The 25,938-nt window shown below is 57.3% G+C and carries 27 protein-coding genes and 1 tRNA gene; 16 read left to right on the forward strand and 12 right to left on the reverse strand.

Annotated features, from left to right (window positions below; genetic code table 11):
• Nucleotides 1-231: 231 nt before the first annotated feature.
• Entirely contained in the window at nt 232-1,395 is a 1,164-nt protein-coding gene (gene yqhD / locus G5229_RS10670) for an alcohol dehydrogenase (protein ID WP_040070066.1), read from the reverse strand.
• Nucleotides 1,396-1,552: 157 nt separating this feature from the next.
• On the opposite strand from yqhD, the gene G5229_RS10675 reads away from it, so the two are divergent.
• From G5229_RS10675 to G5229_RS10700, 6 genes are all read left to right on the forward strand, one after another.
• The gene (locus G5229_RS10675) at nt 1,553-2,455 is read left to right on the forward strand and encodes an AraC family transcriptional regulator (protein WP_421206339.1); all 903 of its coding nucleotides are present in this window, start codon (nt 1,553-1,555) and stop codon (nt 2,453-2,455) included.
• Between the two features lie 17 nt (nt 2,456-2,472).
• Nucleotides 2,473-2,985 carry a lipocalin family protein gene (locus G5229_RS10680; RefSeq protein WP_005356301.1) on the forward strand — a complete coding sequence of 171 codons (513 nt, stop codon included), beginning with the start codon at nt 2,473-2,475 and terminating at the stop codon, nt 2,983-2,985.
• A 417-nt stretch (nt 2,986-3,402) separates the two neighbouring features.
• A complete protein-coding gene (locus G5229_RS10685) occupies nt 3,403-4,098 on the forward strand; it encodes a DUF969 domain-containing protein (RefSeq protein ID WP_005341931.1) in 696 nt (231 codons plus the stop codon).
• On the forward strand, nt 4,098-5,021 hold the full coding sequence (locus G5229_RS10690; protein ID WP_216952266.1) for a DUF979 domain-containing protein: 924 nt from the start codon (nt 4,098-4,100) through the stop codon (nt 5,019-5,021). Before G5229_RS10685 ends, G5229_RS10690 begins: the two co-directional genes overlap by 1 nt.
• A 14-nt stretch (nt 5,022-5,035) precedes the next feature.
• Complete coding sequence (gene pcp / locus G5229_RS10695) at nt 5,036-5,683, forward strand: pyroglutamyl-peptidase I (protein ID WP_421206337.1); 648 nt, start codon at nt 5,036-5,038, stop codon at nt 5,681-5,683.
• On the forward strand, nt 5,680-6,144 hold the full coding sequence (locus G5229_RS10700; RefSeq protein ID WP_042031904.1) for a gamma-glutamylcyclotransferase family protein: 465 nt from the start codon (nt 5,680-5,682) through the stop codon (nt 6,142-6,144). Before pcp ends, G5229_RS10700 begins: the two co-directional genes overlap by 4 nt.
• Nucleotides 6,145-6,209: 65 nt before the next feature.
• Here the strand turns inward: G5229_RS10700 and G5229_RS10705 are convergent, their stop codons facing one another.
• Nucleotides 6,210-8,102, reverse strand: coding sequence for a methyl-accepting chemotaxis protein (locus G5229_RS10705; protein WP_421206335.1), 1,893 nt, complete (start codon nt 8,100-8,102; stop codon nt 6,210-6,212).
• Between the two features lie 207 nt (nt 8,103-8,309).
• A complete protein-coding gene (locus G5229_RS10710; RefSeq protein ID WP_005339743.1) occupies nt 8,310-8,807 on the reverse strand; it encodes a lactoylglutathione lyase family protein in 498 nt (165 codons plus the stop codon).
• 100 nt (nt 8,808-8,907) lie between these two features.
• Here G5229_RS10710 and G5229_RS10715 point away from each other — a divergent pair, with 100 nt between their 5' ends.
• Complete coding sequence (locus G5229_RS10715; RefSeq protein WP_421206333.1) at nt 8,908-9,780, forward strand: LysR family transcriptional regulator; 873 nt, start codon at nt 8,908-8,910, stop codon at nt 9,778-9,780.
• A gap of 144 nt (nt 9,781-9,924) precedes the next feature.
• Here G5229_RS10715 and G5229_RS10720 read toward each other — a convergent pair.
• Nucleotides 9,925-10,001, reverse strand: a tRNA-Trp gene (locus G5229_RS10720).
• Between the two features lie 201 nt (nt 10,002-10,202).
• On the opposite strand from G5229_RS10720, the gene G5229_RS10725 reads away from it, so the two are divergent.
• From G5229_RS10725 to G5229_RS10745, 5 genes are all read left to right on the forward strand, one after another.
• The gene (locus G5229_RS10725) at nt 10,203-10,745 is read left to right on the forward strand and encodes a hypothetical protein (RefSeq protein ID WP_335865244.1); all 543 of its coding nucleotides are present in this window, start codon (nt 10,203-10,205) and stop codon (nt 10,743-10,745) included.
• 99 nt (nt 10,746-10,844) lie between these two features.
• Nucleotides 10,845-11,039, forward strand: coding sequence for a hypothetical protein (locus tag G5229_RS10730; RefSeq protein WP_133249581.1), 195 nt, complete (start codon nt 10,845-10,847; stop codon nt 11,037-11,039).
• Nucleotides 11,020-11,940, forward strand: coding sequence for an aspartate carbamoyltransferase (pyrB, locus tag G5229_RS10735; RefSeq protein ID WP_005339735.1), 921 nt, complete (start codon nt 11,020-11,022; stop codon nt 11,938-11,940). Before G5229_RS10730 ends, pyrB begins: the two co-directional genes overlap by 20 nt.
• 15 nt (nt 11,941-11,955) lie before the next feature.
• Nucleotides 11,956-12,420: an aspartate carbamoyltransferase regulatory subunit gene (gene pyrI, locus G5229_RS10740; protein ID WP_005339730.1), complete on the forward strand. Its 465-nt coding sequence runs from the start codon at nt 11,956-11,958 to the stop codon at nt 12,418-12,420.
• A 200-nt stretch (nt 12,421-12,620) separates the two neighbouring features.
• A complete protein-coding gene (locus G5229_RS10745; protein ID WP_005339728.1) occupies nt 12,621-13,112 on the forward strand; it encodes an arginine repressor in 492 nt (163 codons plus the stop codon).
• 131 nt (nt 13,113-13,243) lie between these two features.
• On the opposite strand, the gene G5229_RS10750 is transcribed toward G5229_RS10745, so the two are convergent.
• From G5229_RS10750 to arcA, 4 genes are all read right to left on the reverse strand, one after another.
• Nucleotides 13,244-14,650 (reverse strand): YfcC family protein, encoded by a 1,407-nt coding sequence (locus tag G5229_RS10750; protein ID WP_120416203.1) that lies wholly within the window; start codon nt 14,648-14,650, stop codon nt 13,244-13,246.
• Nucleotides 14,651-14,773: 123 nt separating this feature from the next.
• The gene (argF, locus tag G5229_RS10755; RefSeq protein WP_421209090.1) at nt 14,774-15,778 is read right to left on the reverse strand and encodes an ornithine carbamoyltransferase; all 1,005 of its coding nucleotides are present in this window, start codon (nt 15,776-15,778) and stop codon (nt 14,774-14,776) included.
• 79 nt (nt 15,779-15,857) lie between these two features.
• The gene (gene arcC, locus G5229_RS10760; protein WP_005339719.1) at nt 15,858-16,784 is read right to left on the reverse strand and encodes a carbamate kinase; all 927 of its coding nucleotides are present in this window, start codon (nt 16,782-16,784) and stop codon (nt 15,858-15,860) included.
• A 62-nt stretch (nt 16,785-16,846) separates the two neighbouring features.
• The gene (gene arcA / locus G5229_RS10765; protein WP_043850716.1) at nt 16,847-18,067 is read right to left on the reverse strand and encodes an arginine deiminase; all 1,221 of its coding nucleotides are present in this window, start codon (nt 18,065-18,067) and stop codon (nt 16,847-16,849) included.
• A gap of 747 nt (nt 18,068-18,814) precedes the next feature.
• Between arcA and G5229_RS10770 the strand changes: the two genes are divergently transcribed.
• From G5229_RS10770 to G5229_RS10780, 3 genes are all read left to right on the forward strand, one after another.
• Nucleotides 18,815-18,991: a hypothetical protein gene (locus tag G5229_RS10770; RefSeq protein ID WP_421209091.1), complete on the forward strand. Its 177-nt coding sequence runs from the start codon at nt 18,815-18,817 to the stop codon at nt 18,989-18,991.
• 106 nt (nt 18,992-19,097) lie between these two features.
• On the forward strand, nt 19,098-19,745 hold the full coding sequence (locus tag G5229_RS10775) for an AAA family ATPase (protein ID WP_216952274.1): 648 nt from the start codon (nt 19,098-19,100) through the stop codon (nt 19,743-19,745).
• A 1-nt stretch (nt 19,746) separates the two neighbouring features.
• On the forward strand, nt 19,747-20,115 hold the full coding sequence (locus tag G5229_RS10780; protein WP_216952276.1) for a CopG family transcriptional regulator: 369 nt from the start codon (nt 19,747-19,749) through the stop codon (nt 20,113-20,115).
• 718 nt (nt 20,116-20,833) lie between these two features.
• Here G5229_RS10780 and hemN read toward each other — a convergent pair.
• From hemN to G5229_RS10800, 4 genes are all read right to left on the reverse strand, one after another.
• On the reverse strand, nt 20,834-22,207 hold the full coding sequence (gene hemN, locus G5229_RS10785) for an oxygen-independent coproporphyrinogen III oxidase (protein ID WP_216952278.1): 1,374 nt from the start codon (nt 22,205-22,207) through the stop codon (nt 20,834-20,836).
• Nucleotides 22,208-22,238: 31 nt separating this feature from the next.
• On the reverse strand, nt 22,239-22,679 hold the full coding sequence (locus G5229_RS10790; RefSeq protein WP_216954465.1) for a DUF2489 domain-containing protein: 441 nt from the start codon (nt 22,677-22,679) through the stop codon (nt 22,239-22,241).
• Between the two features lie 11 nt (nt 22,680-22,690).
• Nucleotides 22,691-23,278: a Der GTPase-activating protein YihI gene (yihI, locus tag G5229_RS10795; RefSeq protein WP_421206328.1), complete on the reverse strand. Its 588-nt coding sequence runs from the start codon at nt 23,276-23,278 to the stop codon at nt 22,691-22,693.
• Between the two features lie 836 nt (nt 23,279-24,114).
• Nucleotides 24,115-24,732, reverse strand: coding sequence for a c-type cytochrome (locus G5229_RS10800; protein ID WP_005339710.1), 618 nt, complete (start codon nt 24,730-24,732; stop codon nt 24,115-24,117).
• Nucleotides 24,733-24,874: 142 nt separating this feature from the next.
• Between G5229_RS10800 and yihA the strand changes: the two genes are divergently transcribed.
• Complete coding sequence (gene yihA, locus G5229_RS10805) at nt 24,875-25,531, forward strand: ribosome biogenesis GTP-binding protein YihA/YsxC (RefSeq protein WP_421209092.1); 657 nt, start codon at nt 24,875-24,877, stop codon at nt 25,529-25,531.
• Nucleotides 25,532-25,938: the final 407 nt, after the last annotated feature.

A 25,938-nucleotide genomic window follows, 5' to 3' on the forward strand; every position in this document is an offset into this window, starting at 1 on the left:
ACCAGTAAAAACGGCTGAAAAAAGTGATCCAACCAGTCAAAAAAAATGTTTTACCGGCCCTCTATCTTAGCGTTTTTTGTTCTTACGAAATCCGCGTTCGTCTCACTTCACGCAGCAAAACGCCGAAAAGTAACATTTTCCCAACAAAAGCGGGGCCGCTCAGCCGCCATATGGCGGGAGATGGCCCCGGCAATTCAATCGTTTCGCCCGTTTGGCACCGATTGGCGGCCCTTACCAGGCCGCTTCATAAATATGCTGGCTCTGCACCAGATCGATGTCGCCGTGCTCGCCCAGACGGGTCATGCCGTGCTCACCCAGCTTGCCGATCAGGGTGTCGATACCCAGATCTTTCAGACCGTAGTCGCGCAGTCGGGTCTTGACCCCCATCCGCTCGAAGAAGTCGCGGGTCGCGGCGATGGCATCGTCGATGCGCTCCGCTTCGCTGCCGCTGTTCAAGCCCCACACCCGCTCTGCGTATTGCAGCAGCTTGGCATGTTTCTGTTTGCGCTTGGCCTGCAGCAGGGCAGGCAGCACCACCGCCAGAGTCTGGGCGTGGTCGAGGCCGTGCAGGGCAGTCAGCTCGTGACCCAGCATATGGGTGGCCCAATCCTGCGGCACACCGGCACCGATCAGGCCGTTCAGCGCCATGGTGGCGCTCCACATGATGTTGGCGCGCACCTCGTAATTGTGCGGCTCGGCCAGCGCCTTGGGGCCCTCTTCGATCAGGGTCAGCAGCAAGCCTTCAGCGAAGCGATCCTGCACCTTGGCATTGACCGGATAGGTGAGGTACTGCTCCACGATGTGGACGAAAGCATCCACCACCCCGTTCGCCACCTGACGCTCGGGTAGGGTGTAGGTGAGCACCGGATCCAGCACGGCGAAGCGCGGCATCACGAACGGCGAGAAGAAGTGCACCTTGTCGCCACTGCTGCGACGAGTGATGACGGCGCCCATGTTCATTTCGGAACCGGTCGCCGGCAGGGTCAGCACGGAACCGAGCGGGATGGCGGAGCGCACTTCGCTGCCGACGGTCTCGAGAATGTGCCAGGGATCCTTGGCCAGATCGTAGTGCGCAGCAGCGGCGATAAACTTGGTGCCATCGAGCACGGAGCCACCGCCAACGGCGAGCAGGAAGTCGACCCGCTCGGCACGGGCCAGCTCCACGGCGCCCATCAGGGTCTCGTAGGCCGGGTTCGGCTCGATGCCGCCAAATTCAAACAGAGTCATGCCAGCCAGCTCGTTGCGGATCTGTTCCAGCAGGCCGCTGCGTACCACGCTGCCGCCACCGTAGGTGATCATGACGCGGGCATCGCTCGGAAGCTGCTCGCGCAGCTGGGCGATCTGCCCTTGGCCGAACAGGATTTTGGTCGGGGTATGGAGAGTAAAGTTGTTCATCGACATTGCCTTCTTCTGATAGTCAGGGCGGCCTGGCCGCGAAATCGTGATTGCATTTTTCTCCAGAACCACCCTACCATCAAGACAACATCCTGCTTTATTCTTGCCTATTTCTACAAAGCAGCGAAAACCGGAACTGTCGAATCAAAGAGCGCCCATGCAAAACCGTTACAGCGACCTCGCAACCAGATTGACCCGCCACGTCACCGCCCCCGGCATCACCCCATCACCGGTGAAACAGGTCAACCTCATCTATACCACCGAGCACCATGGCCGCACCCCGGTGCTCTACCAACCGCGGATGATCGTTATCCTGCAGGGACACAAGGTGGGTTATCTGGCGGATCAGGTATTTCGCTACGACCCCAACCACTACCTGCTGATGACCCTGCCGCTGCCCTGCGAGTGCGAGTGTTTCGCCTCCCCCGAGCAGCCCCTGATCGGTTTCTCCATCGAGATCGATCTGGTCATCCTGCAGGAGCTGTTGCTGGAGCTGGGCGATGCCCTGCCCGCCCCCGCGCCGCAAAAGAGCGGCGTCCACTCGGTCCCCCTGTCGGAAACCATGTTCTGCGCCGCCGAGCGACTGATCGAGCTGATGGACAACCCGCTGCACGCCAGGGTGCTGGGGCCGCAGACGGTGCGGGAGATGCTGTTCCACGCCCTCACCGAGGGGGGCGGCCCGGCGCTGCAGGCGCTCGCCAATCGCCACAACCATGTGGGCCAGATCGCCCGGGTGCTGCGTATGATAGAGTCCCGTTATGCCGACAACCTCACCATGGAGGAGCTGGCGCGGGAGGTGAACATGAGCGTCTCCGCCTTTCACCACCACTTCAAGGCGGTCACCGCTACCTCGCCGCTGCAGTACATCAAGTCGTTTCGCCTGCACAAGGCGCGGATGATGATGTTGCACGACGGCATCAAGGCGGGCACCGCGGCGGCCAGAGTCGGTTACGAGAGCAACTCCCAGTTCAGTCGGGAGTACAAGCGCTTCTTCGGCAGCACGCCGACGGATCAGGCCTCCCGCTTTCGGGATGGCCAGCTGCGCATCATCGAGGGATAACAAGAGAGGGATTACTTATGCGTTCACTGCTTTGCCTGTTCACCGCTTTGCTGCTGACGGCCTGTACCGGGATTGCCGATGGCATCCGCCCCGTTACCGGCTTCCAGCTCGATCGTTATCTTGGCACCTGGTACGAAATCGCCCGCCTCGACCACAGCTTCGAACGGGGGCTGGAGCAGGTGAGCGCCACCTACAGCCTGCGCGATGACGGCGGCGTCAAGGTGCTCAACCGCGGCAAGCAGAGCGATGGCAGCTGGCGTGAGGCGGAGGGCAAGGCCTACTTCGTCGGCAACCCGGACGAGGCGCGGCTCAAGGTGAGCTTCTTCGGCCCCTTCTACGGCGGCTACAACGTCATCGACCTCGACCCCGATTACCAGCTCTCGCTGGTGACCAGCTACAACCACGACTACCTCTGGATCCTCTCCCGCTCACCCAACCCGCCCAAGGCGAAAGTGGATGCGCTGGTCGCCAAAGCGAAGTCGCTGGGCTTTGCCACCGACCAGCTGATTTGGGTCAAGCAGACCCCCTGAGACAGCACCGGTGGCGATGCCGTCGCCACCGGTTCTCTTCGCCTCTCCCTTTCACTTTCCTCACCCCAGCTCCGCACAACCACAGTCATACCCAGCCATTCGCTGACGGTTGCCAGATAGACATTGCGCAACAATCCCCATCACCCACCAACGGAAGAGAATAGCGATCATATTGTCAGCCCAATATTGTCGCCAGGCACCCCAAAATAATCTGAATGACTGATTAGGGGGCAAAAAATAGCCTGGACGGTGCAGGACTCACCATTTACCAGCGAACAATAAACCGGCAAAAACCCCCAATAGAAAACCAATCGAATCCCTTTTTGGGGATTTTTTGTTGCCATCGCAGTAACCAGATGATAAACAGCTCGGCCACCCCAAAATGCATATAAATATTCACTTTAACGAGGTGATTAATTGGAATTTATTAAATTAAGCGGAATTCTTATTATTTTATTGGGATTTTATTTCAAACTCGACACTCTGGCCGTCGTACTGGTGGCCGCCGTCACCACGGCGCTGGTCTCCGGTCTCTCCATGACCGATTGCCTCTCCCTGCTGGGGGAAGCCTTCGTCTCCAACCGCATGGTGACACTGTTTCTGCTGACCCTGCCGATGATCGGCATCTGTGAACGCTACGGCCTCAAACAGCAGGCGGTCACCCTGATCGAACGGATCAAGAAGCTCACCCCGGGCAAGTTCATGACCCTCTATATGTTTATCCGCGAACTGGCCGGTCTCTTCTCGGTGCGGGTTCAGGGTCACACCCAATTTATTCGTCCGCTGGTCAACCCCATGACTCAGGCAGCCGCCACCAAGGTGCACGGCAAATTAAGCGAAGAGGACGAGGAATATATCAAGGCGCGGGTTTCCGCCACCGAAAACTACGGCAACTTCTTTGCCCAGAATACCTTCGTCGCCTCAGCCGGGGTATTGCTGATCGTCGGCACATTTGAATCTCTTGGATATAGCGTCTCTGCCGTCGATATTGCCAAGGCATCCATGCCGATCGCCATTATCGCCCTGCTGATGGTGGCTATTTCCAATATGTGGTTTGACCGTCAGATGGCCAAGACATATACCGTGAGCAGCGACAAGGAGGGGCAACAATAATGGCGACCCTCATCCCCAACATGCTCGAATTCTTTTATGTGCTGATCGGCGTCATCCTGTTCAGCAGCGCCTGGCGCGTCCTGCGTGACCCCAGCCACCCGGCCAAAATCGGTACCGCCCTGTTCTGGACCATTCTGGGTGTACTGTTTGCCTTCGGCAGCTATATCCCCAATGTCATCAATGGCGTGCTGATCCTCGCCATGGGGGTCATCACCCTGCTCAAGCAGGTGAAGATCGGCAAGCTGGAGCAGGCGAGCGAGGAGGAGTCCCAGCGCCACGCCAGCCGCATCGGCAACCGGATCTTCCTCCCCTGCATCCTGCTGGCCGTGCTGGCGGTGGTGATCGCCCAGTTCACCCCCCTTGGCGGTCAGGTCGGTATCGGTCTGGCGGCGGTCATCGCCTTCGTCATCACGGTACTGCTGACTCGTGCCACCCCCTCTACCGTAGTGGGTGACTCCGACCGGATGATCCAGCAGGTCGGCATTACCGGCATTCTGCCGCAACTGCTGGCCGCGCTCGGGGTGATCTTCAACAAGTCCGGCGTCGGCGATGTCATCTCCCACGGCATCTCCACCGTAGTGCCGGTCGGCAGCCCCTTCGTCGGGGTGGTGGCCTACTGCCTCGGCATGATGGTCTTCACCATGATCATGGGCAACGCCTATGCCGCCTTCACGGTCATCACCGCCGGCATCGGCATCCCCTTCGTCATCGCCCAGGGCGGTGACCCGGTGGTGGCCGGTGCGCTGGCGATGACCGCCGGCTTCTGCGGCACCCTGATGACCCCCATGGCCGCCAACTTCAACGCCCTGCCCGCCGCCCTGCTGGAGATGAAGGATCTCAACAAGGTGATCAAGGTGCAGGTACCGATGGCGCTGACGCTGGTGCTGATCCATATCGCCCTCATGTATTTCTGGGCATTCTGACCATTCGGGAGAAGATGATGAAAGTACTGATTACCGGTTTTGACCCCTTCGGCGGCGAGCCCATCAACCCGGCATGGGAGGCGGTCAAACGCCTGCCAGAGACCATTCTGGACGCCACCGTGATCAAGGCGCAGCTCCCCACCGTCTTTGGCAAGTCAGCCACCCTGCTGGCGGAGCTGATGCGTCAGCACCAGCCCGACGTGGTGATCAACGTCGGACAGGCGGGCGGTCGCTTCGCCATTACCCCGGAGCGCATCGCCATCAACATCGACGATGCCCGTATCCCCGACAACGAGCAGCAGCAACCCATCGATGAAGTGATTCAGGCCGATGGCGCACCGGCCTACTTCTCCCGTCTGCCCCTCAAGGGAATGGTGCAGCGCATCAAGGAGAACGGCATTCCGGCGGCGCTCTCCAACACTGCCGGCACCTTCGTCTGCAACCACATCATGTACCAGCTGCACTACCTGATTGAAAAAGAGTTCCCGGCGGTGCGCGGCGGCTTTATTCACGTTCCCTACATCACCGAGCAGGTAGCGGACAAGGTGAACCAGCCCTGCCTCGCCATGAGCGAGATTACCCGCGCGCTGGCGCTGGCCATCGAGGCGGTGGTGCTGCAGCAGGATGGCGATATCAAAGTCGTGGGCGGCGAGATCTCATGAGCCTTTGCCAGCCACGCCCGCTGTTCGTCTACGGCAGCCTGATGGACGGGCTGTTCAACTACCGCCGCTATCTGGCTCACCACGTGAGCCAGACGCCCCGGCGCGCCCGGGTGCGCGGCGCTCTCTATCACCTGCAGCACAAGGGCTACCCCGCCCTGCTGCAGGGGGATGACTGGGTCTATGGCGAGCTGTTTGTGCTGGACGACTTCCCTGCCGCCATCGCGGCGCTCGACGAGATGGAGAACTTCCACGGCGAGGATGATCCCCAGAGCGAATATCTGCGCCAGCTCATCGAGGTGGAGATCTTCGACCCGGCGCAGGGGCGTTATGTCGGCCAACAGCAGGCCTACCACTACCGCTACGTAGTGCAGCACGATCCCAAGTGGCAACAGGGCAAGCACTACCTGCCCGACGGCAACTGGCGCGCTTTCCATCTGGCGCAACTGGAGAGCGCCGCCTGACGGTCAGCGACAATAACAAAGGGCAGCCCGCGGGCTGCCCTTTTTCATGGAAGATGGCCTGAGGATCAGAGCCGGAAGCGGCCGATCTCCTGCTCCAGCCGCTCGGTCAGCGACTTGAGTTCGGCCGCCTGAGCCGCCTCGTTGCCCGCCTGCTCGGCCAGCTCTTGCGAGACGTGGCGGATATTCTCGGTATTGCGGCTGATCTCGCCGGTCACCGAGGTCTGCTCCTCGGCCGCTGCGGCGATCTGGGTCGCCATGTCGCTGATGGAGCCGATCGCCTCGTTGATCCGGGCAAGGCTCTGGTTGGCCGCTTCCGCATCCTCGACGCTGGTACCCGCCAGCTGACGGCTGGTCTCCATACCACCCACGGCGCGACGGGTGGTCTGCTGCAGGGTCTCGATCATCTGCTGGATCTCGTCGGTGGAGTCGTGGGTGCGGCGTGACAGCACCCGTACCTCGTCCGCGACTACCGCAAAACCGCGGCCCTGCTCACCGGCCCGGGCAGCCTCGATGGCGGCGTTGAGCGCCAGCAGATTGGTCTGCTCGGCGATGCCGCTGATGGTCGCCAGAATGCCGCTGATCTTCTGGGCATGGTTGTCGAGCTCATTGATGATCTGGCTGGCATCGGCCACTTCGTCCGCCAGACCGGTAATGCTGCGCTGACTCTGGCCAACCTGGGATTGACCGGCGACCGCCAGTGCAACCGCATCGGTGGCGGTAGTGGCGGCAAACTCGGCGTTACCGGCGATCTCCTGGGTAGCGGAAGCCATCTCGGTCACCGCGGTCGCCACCATCACGATCTCGTCCTGCTGCTGGCGTACCCGCTGACTGCGGGCCTGCGCCCCGGCCGCCTGGGCACGGGACTGTGCCGCCAGCTCGATGGTCACATCCCGCAACCGACTGACGATGCCATGCAGCCGCGCCACGAACTGGTTGAAGTTCTGGGCCAGCTGGCCCACCTCATCCTTGCTGTGGGTGTTGATGTGAACGGTGAGATCCCCCTCGCCGTGGGCAATGTCGTGCAGGGCGTGCGCGACCCGACCGAGATCGGCGAACAGGTATTTGAAGGTGGCGGTGAGCAGAGCGCTGAATACCAGCATCAGCACCAGGGTCAGCCCCACCAGCTCCCACAGCAGGCTGCTGAGCGGCGCCTCCAGCACATCGCGATACATCACCATGGCCAGCAGCCAGTCGGTGCCCGGCACCGGTTGTACCGCCAGCAGCACATCCCGCCCGTCGAGGGTGGCGGCGTGCAGCTCGCTGTTTTCGCGGCCCCACTGCTGGAAGGTGGCGGCAGAGAGTCCCGGCGCCAGCTCGGCGATGGGCTTGAGTGCCAGATCCTTCTGCGGATGGCCGACGATGAGGCCGCTGCTGTCGAGCAGCATGGCGTAGCCCTCACCCTGCACCTTCATCGCCAGTACTTCATCGATCAGCTTGTCGAGCGCCAGGTTGGCCCCCACGGCGCCGACCAGCTCGCCCTGATGGCGCACCGGCTCGGAGAGAGTAACCACCAGCTTCTGCATGGTGACGCTGACATAGGGGGCAGTGACGATCAGCTGCCCCGCCTTCACCGCATCCTGATACCAGGGGCGCTCGCGCGGGTCATAGTTGCCGGTGTTGAGGGAGGGATCCTGCCGGGTCATCACCCCCTGCGCGGAGCCAAAATAGGTGAGGCCGAAGCCGCCGGAGGTGTAGGCCTGCTTCAGGTGCGGCACCAGCTCGGCTTGGGGGTTATCGCTGATCAGGTTGACCAGCGCATGGACGGTGTTCTTGCGATCCGTCATCCATTCGCCGATGGCGACCGAGTAGGCGTGGCCATAGTTGACCGCCTCGCTCTGGATGGCGCTCATGGTGCGGGATTTTAGGGTGTGAAAGGCAACGATGCCGAGCAGTGATGCCATCAGCAGCACTACGCCAAGACTGGTGGCCAGCAGCTTGCCGCGCAGAGAGAGGGTCATGACGACGAATCCTTGTTGTTGTGTCAGGCAGGGAAAACCCTGATGTATCAAAGGCTATCGGCCGCAATATGAACAGACTTTAGTGAATCTGTATATTTTCCCATCTATCAACAACAGAACGCGCTATTCGTGTGAACCAGATCGCTATTCCATGCTACTGACTCTTGTAACAACAAAGCAGCAGGCCGCCCTAAGGCGGCCTGTTACTTACCCCTGATATGCACCGGCGGAGTAGGTCAGCTCATAGCTGTGGCTGTAGATCTCGACGATATTGCCGAAGGGATCTTCCATGTAGACCATGCGGTAGGGCTTCTCGCCCGGGTAGTACTCGCGCACCGGCATCCGCTGCTTGCCGCCCGCCGCGACGATGCGCGCCGCCAGCCCCTCGACATCCGGATCCTGCACGCTGAAGTGGAACACTCCGGTCTTCCAGAATTCGAAGTTGTTCTCACGGCGCTCGCTGTTGGGAAACTCGAACAGCTCGATGCCGATCTTGTCGCCGGTGGAGAGGTGGGCGATGCGGAAGGAGCCCCAACCCGGGCCAAACACGTCGTTGCACATCACGCCGATGGCGGAGTCATCCTCGGTGATGGTGGTCGCCGGCATGATGAGATACCAGCCCATCACCTTGGTATAGAACTCGACCGCTTTGTCGAGGTCAGTCACCGTGATGCCGATGTGGGAGAAGTTGCGTGGGTAAGTCATAAGTCACCTTGAAATTGTGTGTGGGAAACAGGTGACATGATAGGAAGGAGAGCCATAATGAAAAATAAGGTCAAACTAATGGAAGGCATAAATTAAATTTATGGTTAATCCACTCTGGCTCCACACCCTGGTGGTGGTGCATGAAACCGGCAGTTTTACCCGTGCCGCCGATCGGCTGGATCTCACTCAGGCCGCCGTCAGTCAGCATATCTCGCGCCTCGAGGCCGAATTTGGCCCCCTGCTGCTGCGCAAGCCTCGTCTGCTGGAGCTCACCCCGCGCGGGCTGGTGCTGCTCGACTTCGCCCGCCAGCAGGAGCAGGCCGCCGAACAGCTGCGGGCACGCCTCTCGGACGACGACCCTCACCACGGCGCCATCACCCTGTCCACCCCGGGTAGCATTGGTCTGCTGCTCTATCCCCTGCTGCTCGACCAGCAACAAGAGCACCCCGGACTCACCATCCAGCACCGCTTTGCCCCCACCCCCGACATAGTGCAGGCGGTACTGGCGGGGCGCAGCGATCTGGGACTGGTGGATCAGCCGCCTGAACACCTCAGCATCGCCGCCGAGCCCTTCGCCCGCGAACCCCTCTGTCTGGTGGTGCCCAACGATGGCAAGGAGCCGAGCTGGCAGTACCTCTGTCAGCTCGGCTTTATCGACCACCCGGATGGCCGCAGCATGGCACAACGCCTGTTGGGACGACGCTACCCCGGCCAGCGCGTTGACGAGATCCCGCAGCGCGGCTTTACCAACCAGATCGGCCTGATCCTGGAGCCGGTCGCCCGCGGCCTCGGCTTTACCGTGCTGCCCCGCTTCGCCGTCACCGCCTTTGCCCAACAGGAGAAAATCCGGGTGATCCAGAGCAGTATTGAGGTGATCGACACCCTCTGGCTGATCTACCGCGCCGAGTGGCCGCTCCCCGCCCGCCACCAGCGGCTGGTCACCGTCCTGAAACAGCGGGTTGCTGCACATTGAACGCTCTTGCGGCAGACATAGAGATCAATGTGGCCACAGTCACCGAGAGCTAGCGGCAAGAAGGAGAAGAGAAAGGAGAGAGGGATAAATTGGCGAACGCCGGAAATGCGAAAGGCCAGCTCAATGAGCTGGCCTTTCTGAAAATGGCAGGGGCGGCAGGACTCGAACCCGCAACCATCGGTTTTGGAGACCGCTGTTCTACCAATTGGAACTACGCCCCTGCAACAAACGAGGCGTAGTATACAAAGCGGGTTTCAAAGGTAAAGGCTTTTTTCACACTTTTAATGCGATTGCACAAATCCCGAACAAGTCGCGCCGATTTGTGCAGCAACGAGGGGTAACTTGCTGTATTTCCAGACTCAGCGGGGTAGGAATGGGGCATAAATGGGGGTAGGGTGAAATCAGGTACCGGGAGGCCACTTATGCTCAATTACCGACTGCTCCAACAACTTGCGCCCCTCAACTTCAGGGACGAACGCAAAACAGAGTCCCTGCCCGACTACCTGGCCCGGGTCGCCCCGCTGGTGCCCTTCATCCCCGAAAATGTGCTTTCCCAGTGGATTTACCGTCATTGGCGCGGTTTTGAGTCCAACTGGAGCTTTATCGATCTCGCCAGCCACCAGTTCGCATGCGAAAGCTGGCCCACCGCGCAGATTATCGAGCAGATAGACTCCCGCCATATGGAGGTGATCGAGCGCTGGGGCGAGATGCTGCGCAGCAACCGCTATGTCCGCCGCTCCTGGCTCGGCGAGAAGATGCTAAACGACGGCACCTGGCCCGAACCTGTCATCGTGCTGGTGCCGGAAGAGGGAGCCAGCTACCCGAACGGTCATCCCCTACCCCGCCCCTACTGCCTGCTGGAAGGACACCACAGACTCGGTTATTTGCGCGCCATGGCCCGCGATGGGGAATCGCTGCAAGAGACGCACAAGGTGTGGATTTGTCGTCATGTTTCCGTCACTTAAACGTTTTTCATGCTGAAATTGGCATCGTAAATAAAATTTTGACAATTAAAAAAGCGGCCCTATAATCTGTCCGGTTTTGAAAAAGGTCGGGACGAAACGATGCAGTTTTTGATTCAGAAAACAGCCTTGCAGACGGGTGGTGCGCACCAGAGCGGCCCCGTTGTTTCCGGTTCCCACCCCAAAGATCCCCAGTTATTTTTAAAAAAAGCCCCTGTTTCAGGGGCTTTTTTTTGTGCCCGAAAAACCTCCAATGATGTCAAAGGGAATGCAGACGATGACCAATCCACTCTATAAGAAACATGTCATCTCCATTTCGGACCTGACCCGGTCAGAAATGGAACTGGTAGTCTCAACCGCACAACGGTTGAAGGCTGAACCTGACACCAGCCTGTTGAAAGACAAGCTGGTTGCCAGCTGCTTCTTCGAAGCCTCCACCCGCACCCGCCTCTCCTTCGAGACCGCGGTACAGCGCCTTGGCGGCAACATCATCGGCTTCGCCGACGGTGGCAACACCAGCGCCAAGAAGGGCGAGACGCTGGCTGACTCCATCAAGATCATCGGCTCCTACTCGGATGCGGTGGTGATGCGCCACCCGAAAGAGGGTGCGGCCCGTCTAGCCTCCGAATTCTCCCGCGTGCCGGTCATCAACGGCGGCGACGGCTCCAACCAGCATCCGAGCCAGACCCTGCTCGACCTGTTCACCATCCATGAGACCCAGGGTCGTCTGGACAACCTCAACGTCGCCTTCGTCGGTGACCTGAAATATGGCCGCACCGTGCACTCGCTGGCCCAGGCCCTCAGCCTGTTCAACTGCCGCTTCTTCTTCATCTCCCCGGAAGCGCTGGCGATGCCGGACTACATCTGCGAAGAGCTGGAAGAGAAGGGTATCCAGTTCAGCGTCCACCAGACCATGGAAGAGGTGATGCCGGAGCTGGACATCCTCTACATGACCCGCGTCCAGAAAGAGCGCTTCGACGAGACCGAATACAAGCACATGGCCGCCAAGTTCATTCTGGAGCTGGCAACCCTGGAAGGGGCCAAGCCCACCATGAAGATCCTGCATCCCCTGCCCCGCGTCGACGAGATCGATGTGGCGGTCGACAAGACTCCCCACGCTTGCTACTTCCAGCAGGCGGAGAACGGGGTCTATGCACGCCAGGCGCTGCTGGCACTGGTACTGAACGAAACTGTCTGAGCTTAGGGGAATATCATGTCTGACAAGAACCAACTGCAAGTCGAAGCCATCCGTCACGGCTCCGTCATCGATCACATCCCCGCTGGCCAGGGCATCAAGATCCTCAAGCTGTTCCAGCTGGTCGAAACCCAGGAGCGGATCACCGTCGGCTTCAACCTGAAATCCGGCGCACTGGGCAAGAAGGATCTCATCAAGATTGAGAACACCCGCCTGACCGAGCAACAAGCCAACCAGCTTGCGCTGTTCGCCCCTAAAGCGACCGTCAACATCATCGAAGACTTCAATGTGGTGAAGAAGCACCAGCTGGAGCTGCCGGAGTTCATCGCCGGGGTGTTCCACTGCCCCAACTCCAACTGCATCTCCCACAACGAGCCGGTGGACAGCTACTTCCGGGTGCGCGAAGTGAAAGGCGTGGTGCGGATGAAGTGCAAATATTGCGAGAAGTCCTTCACTCAGGACATCGTCAGCGAGCGTTACTGATATCTGATTGGGCCCCGCGGGGCCCATTTTTGAACCCTGTCACATCACCGAATTTCCAGTCAGCTATAATTTGCCATCGCAAGATGGTAATGCCCGCTCATTCCCTGCATATAGATGGATTATCAGTGTTTTTACCTGATAACTGACTGCTATGGCAGATATCGCGCGTTTACCTCCGGTCATCATCAAAGGAATTCGCCGTGGTCAAAACCCTCAGTCGTCCCGTTGCCCAAGAGCCCGATCTGGCCCAGCTGGATGCCTGTCGCCAGATCATCGGTCAGCACTGCTACAGCACCCAGGAAGAGATCCGTCGCGAGCTGTCGGAGCGCGGCTTTGCCGACATCAGCCAGTCCACCATCTCCCGTCTGTTGCGCCGCCTCGGCGTCGCCAAGGCGCAGAATGCCAACGGCAAGAAGGTCTACACCCTGGTCGATGAGCAGCTGGAACCCGCCGGCAGTACCCGCTCGATCCACGACATGGTGCGCGAAGTGGTACACAACCAGCAGATGGTGCTGATCCACACCACTCCGGGGGCCGCCACCGTGGTGGCTCGCCTGCTGGATCGCAACGCCAATCCCGAGATCATGGGCGCCGTCGCGGGCAATGATGTAGTGCTGGTCGCGCCGCGCCATATCAGCCGTACCCGTCAGGCCCATGCCGCCGTGGTGCGCACGCTGGCGCAGGCCCGCTAACCCCTTCCATCGAATGCATCGAGGCGACCTGCGGGTCGCCTTTTTGTTGCCAGTTATGTTGTACCCATCACTTCTTGCGCCCATAAAAAACGGGAGCCAGTAGGCTCCCTTTTCATCTTGCTTGTTATCCCTCAGGAGAGCACGGCGCCCAGGCTCAGGCAGATCACGATCAGCACAGTCAGGATACCGAGCAGCGGAGCCACCCACTTCAGCCAGCGCACATAAGGCACTTTGGCGATGGCCAGGCCGCCCATGACCACGGCGGAAGTCGGGGTCACCAGGTTCACCAGACCGGAGGCAGACTGGTAAGCCGTCACCACCAGATCGCGGCCCACGTTGGCGAAGTCGGCCAGCGGCGCCATGATCGGCATGGTCAGTACGGCCAGACCGGAGGAGGACGGCACCAGGAAGGAGAGCACCACTTCCAGCACGAACATCACGTTGATAAAGACGATGGTGGAGAGGCCGGTCACGATCCCTTCTGCACTGTGCAAAATGGTGTGAGTGATCATGCCGTTATCCATCACTACCACGATACCGCGGGCGATACCGATAATCAGCGCCACCCCCAGCAGGTCGCGAGCACCATCGATAAAGTTGGAGGTCAGCTCCTCCTCGCTCATGCGGGAGATGAGACCAACGATGATGGCGGCTGCCAGGAACACACCGGAGATCTGCGCCATCCACCAGCCCAGCACGGCCACACCGTAGATCATCACGGCAAAGGCGGCGACGAAGATACCCAGTACGATTTTACGGGTCAGGGTGAACTCCAGCATCTGGTCGCTCTTGTTGCCAAGGAAGTGGGCACGGTTCTCTTCCCACTTGTCAGCCACCAGCGATTTGCTCGGATCGCTGCGCACCATCTTGGCGTAACGCATGACGTAGGCGACGCAGAGCAGCCAACCAGCCACCAGCATGGCGACGCGCAGCCAGATACCGTCGGTGAAGGAGATACCCGCGGCGTTGGCCGCAATAACGGTCGCAAACGGGTTGATGGTGGAGCCGAGAGTACCGATACCGGCACCCAGCAATACGGTTGCAGCAGCCACCACGGGGTCGAAGCGGGCGGCCATCATCACCGGCACTAGCAGGGTGTAGAACGGCAGCGACTCTTCGGCCATCCCGTAGATGGTGCCCCCTGCGGCGAACAGCGCCATCAGGATCGGGATCATCCACTCTTCCCGGCCGCGCAGGCGGTCGGTCACACGCTCAATACCGGCATCGATGGCACCGGTCTTGGTCACAATGCCAAGAAAACCACCGATGATCAGGATAAAGAGGGAGACGTCGATGGCGCCTGCCTCATAGGTGTCGTGGTTGTAGAGGCCATCGATAGGTGCCAGCAGCACGTCGACGATCCCCTGGGGATTCCCCTCCACCAGTTTGTAGGTACCCGCCACCGGCACTTCTTTGCCGAGGGCTTCGTTCATGGTCATCTCATATTTGCCGGCCGGCACTATCCAGCTCAGGGCTGCCACCAGGGCGATCAGCACAAACAGTATCGTGTAGGCTGACGGGAACTTGAATTTGGTCATGGTCCAGCTTCCTTCTGTGGGTGTGGTATCCATGCAGGCTGCGGGTTGTAGGGTTAGAGGTATTATGCCGCTGTCACATGGTCGAAAAGCCGGGGGTCGCCCCCCGGCACCACTACTGCGACCTTAGTCGCCCAGCGTAGCAACCATCACTGCCTTGATGGTGTGCATCCGGTTTTCGGCCTCGTCGAACACGATGCTGTGCTCGGATTCGAACACGTCCTCGGTCACTTCCAGGCCTTTCATGCCATATTTGTCAGCTACTTCCTTGCCCATGGTGGTCTCGTCGTTGTGGAACGCCGGCAGGCAGTGCATGAATTTCACATCCGGGTTCTTGGTGGCGTTGATGACATCCATGTTGACCTGATACGGAGTCATCAGTTTGACGCGCTGATCCCATGCTTCTTTCGCTTCACCCATGGATACCCAGACGTCGGTGTAGAGGAAGTCAGCACCCAGCACACCCTCTTTCACATCTTCGGTCAGGGTGATGCGTGCGCCGGTCTCTTCGGCGATCAGGCGGCACTTGGCAACCAACTCCTCTTCCGGCCAGAAGGCTTTCGGCGCGACCAGACGGATGTCCATGCCCATTTTGGCGGCGCCGACCATCAGGGAGTTACCCATGTTGTTGCGGGCATCACCCAGGTAGGCGAACTTGATTTGATCCAGACGCTTGCCCTTGCCGTGCTCCAGCATGGTCATGAAGTCAGCCAGGATCTGGGTCGGGTGGAATTCGTTGGTCAGGCCGTTCCAGACCGGAACACCGGCGTAGGCGCCCAGCTCTTCCACGATCTCCTGACCGTAGCCGCGGTATTCGATACCGTCATACATGCGACCCAGTACACGGGCGGTGTCCTTCATGGACTCCTTGTGACCGATTTGGGAACCGCTTGGGCCAAGGTAGGAGACTTGTGCGCCCTGGTCGAAGGCCGCCACTTCAAATGCACAACGGGTGCGGGTAGAGGTCTTCTCGAAGATCAGGGCAATGTTTTTGCCGGCCAGGTGTTTGCGCTCGTAGCCACCGTATTTGGCTTTCTTCAGGTCGATGGCCAGGTCAATCATGTATTGGATTTCGCGCGGGGTGAAGTCCAGCAGTTTCAGGAAGTTACGGTTACGCAGATTAAAAGCCATGATGAGTTCTCTCTATATATGTTTCAGACCAGTTCGGGCAGTAGTGTTGACTACGCATTCTCAGTACAGATATCGGTAATTACGCATGTACGGTGCGGGTGGCGACGATATTGGTGCCGGCTTCACCCTTGAGGATGGCGAGGCCATCTTCCAGCGAGCCGATGCCGACCATGCCGCCGGTCGCTTTGACAAATTCACAGGAGGCTTCGACTTTCGGTCCCATGGAACCTGCGTCGAACTTGACTCCGGCCAGCTCGTCCGGGCTGGTGACTCGCAGCGGACGCTGGGTCGGTTTACCCCAATCCAGATAGACGGCATCGGCATCAGTCAGGATCAGCAGGGCGTCGGCCTTGATCTGCTTGGCCAGGTAGGCGGCAGACATGTCCTTGTCGATGACGGCTTCGATACCGGTCAGGCTCTGGCCATCCCAGGTCACAGGGATGCCACCACCACCGGTACAGATGATGAGGTGGCCCTGGGCAATCAGAGTTTCGATGGCGTCGCCTTCAACGATGCGCTGGGGCAGCGGGGAGGGCACTACGCGGCGGAAGAACTTGCCGTCAGCCTTGACCACCCAGTGCTTCTCTTCTGCCAGGGTGCGGGCTTCAGCCTCTTCGTAGACGGGGCCGATAAATTTGGTCGGATTGGCAAACGCCGGATCCTTGGGATCGACCTGCACCTGAGTCAGCAGCGCGGTGACGTTGCGGCTCGGCATCAGGTTTTTCAGCTCCTGGATCAGCATGTAACCGATCATGCCCTGGGACTCGGCACCCAGCACATCCAGCGGATAGGGGGATACCTTGGTGTAGGCACTGTTTTGCAGGGCCAGCAGACCGACTTGCGGGCCGTTGCCATGCACCAGCACCACGTTGTACTCCTGAGCGATCAGGGCGATGGTCTTGGCCGCAGTGGCGATGTTTTTGCGCTGGATATCCGCTTCCAGTGGCTCACCACGACGGAGCAGTGCATTGCCACCCAGAGCGACGACGACAGTTGGTTTTTTCATAGTGGTTAATCTCGAGTTTGGTTCTGTGTGGCGCCAGCTTCTGCCGGCGCCACGCCGTCTCATCAGATGCTGTCGCGTTCCATCGGGCAGCTCATGCAGCGGGCGCCGCCGCGGCCACGGCCCAGTTCATCACCCGGGATGGAGAGAACTGTGATACCGGCCTTGTCATATTTCTCGTTGGTGTAGGTATTGCGCTCGTAACCCACCACCACGCCGGGACGTACGGTCAGCACGTTATTGGCGTCGTTCCACTGCTCGCGTTCGGCTTCGAAGCTGTCACCGCCAGTGGTGATGATCTTCAGCTGATCCACGCCCAGTGCTTTCTCGATAGCAGTGACGAAGTAACCCTCTTCCTTGATGTTCATGCCGGTGGCGCCGCCCGGAGTCAGGCTCCAGCACTGCACATCCTTGCGGATCACTTCCGGATAGACGGAGAAAGTATCGACATCCATATGGGTCATGACGGTATCCAGGTGCATGCAGCTGCGGTGTTTCGGCAGTTCCATGGCGATGACCTGTTTGGCCTGACCGTGTTTGAACAGGCTGCGAGCCAGATGCTCGACACCTTGCGGGGTAGTGCGCTCGGACATGCCGATCAGCACAGCGCCGCGGCCGATAACCAGTACGTCGCCACCCTCGATGGTGGAGTTGTCGTAGTCACGCTCCTCATCACCGAAGTACTTGATGAAGTCCTGACCGGCAAACATCGGGTGCCAGCGGTAGATAGCCTTCACATGGTTGGTCTCGCGGCGACGAGCTGGCTTGGCCATCGGGTTGATGGAGACGCCACCGTAAACCCAGCAGGAGGTGTCACGGGTGAAGAGGTGGTTGGGCAGCGGTTCGATGATGAAATCGGTCGGAGCGTGCATGCCAACTACCATGTTGACGCCGCTGTAGGGCATCTCGGAGTAGGTCAGGCCGCCGGAGAGAATGCGGGCCAGCTCGCGGTGCGGCATGTCAGCCAGGAAGCAGCGCACGTCGTTGGCAAAAGAAGAGCCGAGGCGGTAGTCGGAGACCTGATGTTGCAACAGCCAGGTTTTGGCTTCCGGCACATCAAGTGTTTCGGCCAGCAGATTGGTCAGCAGGAAAACTTCGACATTCTGATCGCGCAGTACCTGAGCGAATTTGTCGTGCTCCTGACCGGCACGTTCAACAGACAGGACGTCATCGAACAGCAGATCCTGGCAGTTGGAAGGAGTCAGACGCTTCAGACTGAGGTTGGGGCGGTGCAACATGACACGGCGCAATTGGCCAACTTCAGAACCTACATAAAATTTGCTCATGATTATATTCCGTCTAGCAGTGGTCCCTGCGAGTGATTGAATAGATTCCTTCTATTCATGCTCGTGGCTAAGGCGGGATATTCTTTATGTAGGGTAATCGGCTTATGTTCTATCCTGCCCTTGCCTTTCGAGACCGAGGTTAGCCCTGCGAATCACGACAAACTTAGACATTGATCACATTCACTCAGAACTGAATATATTCACCATCCAATCTATGACCCCGGTAGCAAATTGCGCATTTTCCAAACAAATAGCACCGAATAACCATGCAAAACCACCCTGCTATATTTCAGATTGATTCATTTTTTATTCATGCCAGTTCACTGGAGTGATTAAATGCAAATAACAAAAACCGTTAAAAATCAACACTTTAAATAACCTTACAAATAGAATTTGAATATTACTCCCTAGGTATTGAATACATCGCCGTGACGGGAGGAACGCGGGAGAAATAAATACTCACATCTACCACATTCACTGCATAAATCTTTTCTTGTTCCAGATCATGGCATTGATGCCAACCCCATCAGGCTCGGCCTTATAAGTCATCACCTCTTTGTGCAGTTCAACTTAATATGCACAAAGTCCGCATCAAGGTGGGCAGCCATCCTCGTCGGTCACCACAACGCCTTTTGATACTTTTTTCATTAATTGAATTTATTCACCTCACCTTGCGCTGGCGCCAACCTCGACTTAACTCAGAAAGTGATCCGGATCACACAGGAATGGCACTACCAAGGAGTTGTTATGAAGATGAAACCCATGCTGTTGCTCGCGACTTTGCTGCTCTCTGCTCTCCCCACCCTCAGTCAGGCTGAAGGAGCCCCTGCCATACCCATGGTGGTCTGCAATGTCGACAAGGCCCCCCAGATACTGGTGCCCGACTATGTCTGCCGCTGGCATGGCGGCAGTGTTCACTATTAACCTGCAGAACGAGAGGAGCATCACTCCTCTCGCCTTTCTCGCCTTGTGATGAGCCAACCCCCTCCTATACTGAAATCAGCGGTTTTCTCATGGATAGGGGAACGTCATGATCTTGTTGGTCGGTGGGGAGAAGGGTGGCAGTGGCAAGAGCTGCCTGGCGCAAAATCTGGCGGTCTACCTCAGATCCCAATTTCAGGGAGAGGTGTTACTGGTCGACTGCGACCCGCAACGCACTACCTCGGACTGGATTCAGGAACGCAATGACAACCCGGATCTGCCACAAATCAACTGCGTTCAGCTCTATGGCAATATTCGCAACGATCTGCTTAGCCTGAAAAATCGCTATGACTACGTCATCGTCGATTGCGGCGGGCAAGACAACCGGGCACTGCGCTCCACCATGGCTGTCGCCACCCACGCCCTGATCCCCTTGCGCCCGAAACGCCGCGACCTCAAGACCCTACCCCACATGGAAGATCTGATCACCACCTGCAAGATGGTCAATCCGACCCTCAATGCAGCCGTTGTATTGACCCAATGTCCATCTTTGCCCAATCAGGTAAAGCGGATTCTCGAGGCCAAAGAGGTATGTGCCTCGTTCGGAGTCGACGTACTGAATTCCATCACCTATGGCCGCAACGTCTACGACGATAGTGAGGAAAAGGGATTATCGGTGATGGAGATAGAACCGGATGGCAAATCTGCCGAAGAGATCCGGGCCATCGCCAAAGAGTTCCTGAAAGTGGGGGTATGAGATGGGCTTGGCGGACCTGAAGAAAAAGCATCAGCTGCATCACCAGAAGAAGTTCACTGTCGATGAATTTATCGAAGATGCTGAGTTCTACGCCAAGGGTAAACCCAAGGTTGTCAGCCTTGAGTTGAGTCTGCATAGGGATGAAGCCTTGTCGGCACTGGCCTTTATCGAGAGTGGTGAGCATCTGAAGCCCAGCTTTAAAAAAGCGACCTTCTCCATGAGTACAGTGGCCATCGATGAGCTGGGTAATCTGACCCAACAAGACGGCATGAACAAGTCCCTGCTACTGCGCCTCTTTACCCACTACTTCTCTTCGCTCACCCCTGAAGAGCGCCAAACCATCTATGAGCGCCTCAACCAGCACCTATAAATACCCCATTCACTGCTCTTTTCCTGCCGTCACACCCACATTGGGTGATCACCATCAGAGCACAGAATCTGTTTCCAAAGTAACCAAAATCCCGCGTAAGAGATCTGCCATTCCACATGTAAGTAAACAGCCGAAAAGATCCCCGAGATAATCGGAAGATAAGATCTTAAAACATGAAGATGATTAACTTAACCAGCTGTTTATAAATGAAAAAATCGAAACCCATAACTTTCGAAATAGCTAATGACAAAAACGTTTTCCAATCTGGCGTTGTAGCCGGTTATAAAATCCTTATAGTTACTCATGCACGGACGCAATGAAGTCGGTCAGGAAGGCTGGCTGCCAGGGTTGGGCAAATGGACTCACCACAGGATGTGGTAAAGGACACCTCCCAGGACGGAGAAAGTGCGACGGGACAGGATGACTCGTCAGGCCAAGATGGCTAAAGGACACCCCAAAGGATTGGGAAGGGGAAACCTAAAGGAAGAGGTAAACAGTCAGGGATTGCAGGGAGCAACTTCGTTCAAGGATCTGAGCGATACGACTACCGGGGGCGACGCAAGTCGCCCCCATCTTTTTATCTGCGTTTCACAGCCCTATCGCTTGCCTCAGCCCACGGCCTTCTTGCCAGAACCTTCCCGACCCGCTGCCTAAGCAAAATACATATGAAAGGGCGCCACTATGGCACCCTTTTCTGTTTTCTAATCGGCAAACAAGCTTATATCACGCGAGAGAACTGCTGCTGACGCGCCTTGTTGCGCAGGTACACGTCGAAGCACATGCAGATATTGCGGATCAGCAGCTGCCCCGTGGAGGAGACCTCCAGGCCATCCTCCGTCATACGCACCAATCCATCGTTGATGAAGGTCTGCAGCAGCTTGAGATCGTCGGCAAAATACTCTCTGAAATTGAGACCGTGCGCCTGCTCGACAGACGCAAAGTTCAGACGGAAATCACAGATAAGCCGCTTGATCACCTCACGGCGGATCAGGTCATCCTGATTGAGCGAGCAGCCTTTCCACTGGGCATGACCCAGCTCTGCAACCTGTGCGTAATAGGTCTTGAGCTCTTTCTGGTTCTGGGAGTAGGCATCACCGATCATGCTGATGGAGGAGACCCCCAGCCCCAGCAGATCGCAATCACCTTGAGTGGTATAGCCCTGGAAATTGCGGTGCAGCTTGCCCTCGCGCTGCGCCACCGCCAGCTCGTCATCGGGTTTGGCAAAATGGTCCATGCCGATGAACTGGTAACCCTGGCCAGTGAGGAAGGCAATGGTGTCCTGCAGCATGGCCAGCTTCTCCTGCGGCGCAGGCATATCAACCTCTTTCAACTTGCGCTGGGCAGCAAAGCGACTCGGCAGATGGGCATAGTTGAAGATGGAGAGGCGCGCCGGATCCGTCTTGAGCACTTCTTCCAGCGTATGGTGGAAGCTGACACGATCCTGATGCGGCAGGCCATAGATAAGGTCTAGGTTGGTCGAGCGGAAGCCTAGTTCACGGGCCCGTTCCAACATGGCTTTAATAAAGTCGTTGTCCTGCTCGCGGTTGACTGCGACCTGTACATCCTTGTTGAAGTCCTGCACCCCAAGGCTGATGCGGTTGAAGCCGACATCTCGCAGCACATCCAGCATGGTAATGGCAATCTCGCGCGGATCGACCTCGATGCTGAACTCCCCCTCTTCGGCGAAATGGAAGTGCTCACGCAGCATGGCCATCAGACGGCGCGTTTGCGCTTCATCCAGATAGGTGGGTGTACCGCCACCCCAGTGCAGCTGGGTGACCAGACGATGCTTGAAGAACGGGGCTTGCGCCTTGATCTCCTGCTCCAGGTAGTCGAGGTACTCGTCAGCCTTGTGCTGATGACGGGTAATGACCTTGTTGCAGCCGCAGTAGTAGCAGAGCTTGTGACAGAAAGGGATATGCACGTAGAGCGACAGATTGCGCTCGGGATACTGGCCAGCAGCGTGGACAAAATCCGGATAGCCGAAGCTCTCGTTGAACTCCAGCGCAGTGGGATAAGAGGTGTATCGCGGGCCACTGTAGTTATATTTTTCGATCAGGGCCTGATCCCACACAATCTGTTCTGCTTGCACGCTCGCTTCCTCTCTTGTTGTTATTGTTGGCTCACCGACCTAACTGAAAATCCTTCAGCTGGGCCACATCCTTGAGGATCTGAGCCTCCAGCTCGGCCTCGTAGCCGCTGCGTTCGAGATCCATCTTCATCACTTCATTGCGCTTGAGGGCACGTCTGGCCTCATGAGTCGGCATATCTTTCACCTTCTCATACAGCCCGTACAGACCCGGGAACTCGGCAACAAACGCCCGTCCCCCCTTGATCTGCAACGCATCCAGCAGATTGGTCAGCCGAATGGCGCCTTCGGAGTAATCACACTGCCCCTCCCGCACCGCATGGGCAATGACCCGCACGCTCTCCAGAATTCGTTCATTGCGAGCGGTAATCGCCTGCCACTGCATCGCTTGCTGTCGTCTCAGCCTGGCCAGCAGCATGCCTGCATAGATGGCCAACCCTGACAAAATCAGGCCGCCCAACAGGGCGGCCAGCATCCATCCACTCATCACTTTTTCTTCGGCTCAGGCTTGGGTTCCGGCTTGAAATCGACCTGGTTGAAACGGTCCCACAACTCCTCTTCGGAGGCTGGTTTCTGCTCGTCGAACTCGGCGTCATCGCCATCATCAAACGGCAGATCATCATCTTCATCATCGTCGTTGTCGATGATGCCCAGCTCATCCATCAGCTCCTGATAACGGTCGACGCGCTGATCAACCCAGGCCTGCTCGGCCGCTTCCAGGGTTTCACCGGCATCCAGACGATCCAGCAGATCATTCAAGCGGTCATCGTTTTCGATAGAAGCCAGTTCCTGCTCGGGCGTCATCACCAGCTTCTTCTCTTTCACCGCCTTGGGGGCTGTCGGCTTCTTCTGTTTGTCATCCACCACCAGTACCACCGGCTTGCGGGAACCGATACGCGGATCTTTGGACTGGCTGTTGCCAGACTTGCTCTTCGGCTGTTCAACTTGCTGACGAGAACCAGCCTTCAGGCCTTTGCGCTTGGCAGCCCGTTTACGCTCACGGCCTTCTTGAGCACTGACATCAGATTCTTTGCGCTTGCCAGTAGGCTTGCGAGTGGGTTGTTTGGCAGACATGAATGGCTAACTCCGAAAATAACTGGTTTGACCCGTACCCGGGATGATTTCACCCGGTGGGATACGATGCGAGGAACAGTAAGGCTGGAACAAGAGCAGGATCCCGCACCAATCAGGCCCAATCAGGCCACTGAACACCGCAGGATCGGTATCCTCTGGGCATGTTGCTGGTATTTTGACACAGAATGGCTAATCGGGTTAATGACCCAAAAGAAAAAAGGCAGCCGAAGCTGCCTTGATATGTTCATGCGTGCGCCATCCTGAATGGCAAAACAGTCTGTTTCGTCCTCTCCATGACAACTTGTCGCCGCATCATATCGTTGTGTGGTCATCCTGACCTTATATTGGTCGTTCCTGAATGTGCGTGTGCCTGTTTGACCCGTCTCGACCGCATCCTGCCATCGTGCCGGGGAGTCTGCATCCCGTAACCCCATCCCGCTCCGGAGATGGTCACCATCCTGATCCTTCAATCCTTTGCCAGCTCATCCGAGCCCATGGCATCCCGCCACGCCAGCCATCCTCTGCTCACAACACCCTGTCGTGAAACCGTCACCCAATCCGTGGGTGAATCCATTAAGCCTACTGTACCAACTCTATAAAGCGGCTCAATCCACTCAAAACATTCTCAACATGTCGAAAAATATCAATATTTATATAATTCACTGATAAATAATGATTATTTAATATTTTATGCAATTTTATGAGCCTTGGCCTGCCTTGAGAATGGGAGATCTCTTACAGAACGGGGGGATTAAACCGAGAATTATCTGAAAGCCATAAAAACAACAGGGAGCCCAGGCTCCCCGTTTCAACTCAAATCGACCGTATCGACTATATCAGTGCAGACCCGCCACATATTTGGAGAGGGCTTCGATATCCTGATCAGTCAGTTTCTTGGCAACATCCCGCATCATGCCATTCGGATCGTTGTCACGCGTCCCGGCACGGAATGCGGTGAGCTGAGCCTTGATATAGGCAGGATGCTGGCCGGACAGGTTGGGATACTTCGCCTGTTCGACACCCGAGCCACGAGGACCATGGCAAGCCGTACAAGCTGCCAGACCGCGACTCATGTCACCACCCATATAGAGAGCCTTGCCCGCTTCGACCACGTCGTCAGGGACAGCGATAGGGGTAACCTTCAGGCTGGAGAAATAAGCCGCCAGGTCATCCATGTCCTGTTCCGACAAAGGTAACGCCATCGGCCCCATCACTGGCGCAACCCGGCCAATTTGACCAGAAGCGGCAGCCTTCAGTTCAACTAACTGCTTTTTGATATATGATGCGTGCTGACCAGCAATTTTGGGGTACATATCAACCAGGCTGTTTCCGTCCGGTCCATGACAAGCCGCACAAACGGCAGCCTTGGTCTGTCCCGCAGCGGCATCGCCCTTGGCTTGTGCCATCCCCGTTACGCCAACCATCAGAGCAAGAGTAATGACTAGGTTCTTCATGGCGTTCCAACTTTTCGTTATTAGGCTTCCAGATCCCATGCCGCTGAAGGCATGTTAAAATAAACGCGTTTAAGCGACGCTATTTTACACCATTTTACAAAAAAGTAACTCTATAACCCTCTATCTCCATGGGGAATTTACGTTGGAAACACAAACTCTGAATTTCAATAAGGTGCATTTTGTGACCAGCGCACCCGACATCCGTCACCTGCCAAATGATGGGGGTGTCGAGATCGCGTTTGCCGGCCGTTCCAACGCCGGTAAGTCATCTGCATTGAACACCTTAACCAAACACAAGAACCTGGCGCGCACCAGTAAGACACCCGGTCGTACCCAGCTGATCAACCTGTTTGAGCTGGAACCGGGCAAGCGTCTGGTCGACTTGCCGGGTTATGGTTATGCGCAAGTTCCGCTCGAAATGAAGCTCAAGTGGCAAAAGTCACTGGCAGAGTATCTGCAGCGTCGTGAGTCATTGAAAGGTCTGGTGATCCTGATGGACATCCGCCACCCGCTCAAAGATACCGACATGAACATGCTGGAGTGGAGTTCACACCGTCAGTTGCCCGTCATGCTGTTGCTGACCAAGGCTGACAAACTGAGCCCAGGTCCGCGCAACAACCAGGTGATCAAGGTGCGCCAGGCTGTTGCCAACCTCGGTTCCCAGATCCAGGTTGAAGCGTTCTCCTCCCTCACCAACATCGGTGTGGAGAAGCTGGCGCAAACCCTGACCGAATGGTACGTCAGTGGTGACGATACCGACCTGCTGGACGCTGACGAACAGCAACCTGTCGAGGAGTAATCCACTCCTCGCTCTCCTTGCAATTGGCGGAGCACTCCTCCGCTGATTGAAAGGGTTTCAGATTGCCGCTTTCACCTGCCTCACGACAAATACCCCGCATTCGCCTCCCCAGTTATATCCATTACCGCTTACAGTTCATATAGATAGATCGTTAATTCATGATGGGAATTAACTTAAGGAGGCGTTGATAGCGTTTTCAAATTCGTTCTTTCAAAACGAACAGTAATTACAAAAAGAGACAAAAATGAAATTTAATTACAAAATCTAACCGAAAGGGATAAAAATGAGGCCGGACGACAGTGATGCCATCCAGCCTGAAATAATAAGTTCAAAAAATTGGGAAGAAGCTGAATCTTGAGTACCAGACGACAGGTATTCCTCAAGAAGCAGCCTCATTCTATCAAATG

This window comes from Aeromonas sp. 602396 (assembly GCF_049173735.1).
Lineage (GTDB): Bacteria > Pseudomonadota > Gammaproteobacteria > Enterobacterales > Aeromonadaceae > Aeromonas > Aeromonas veronii_A.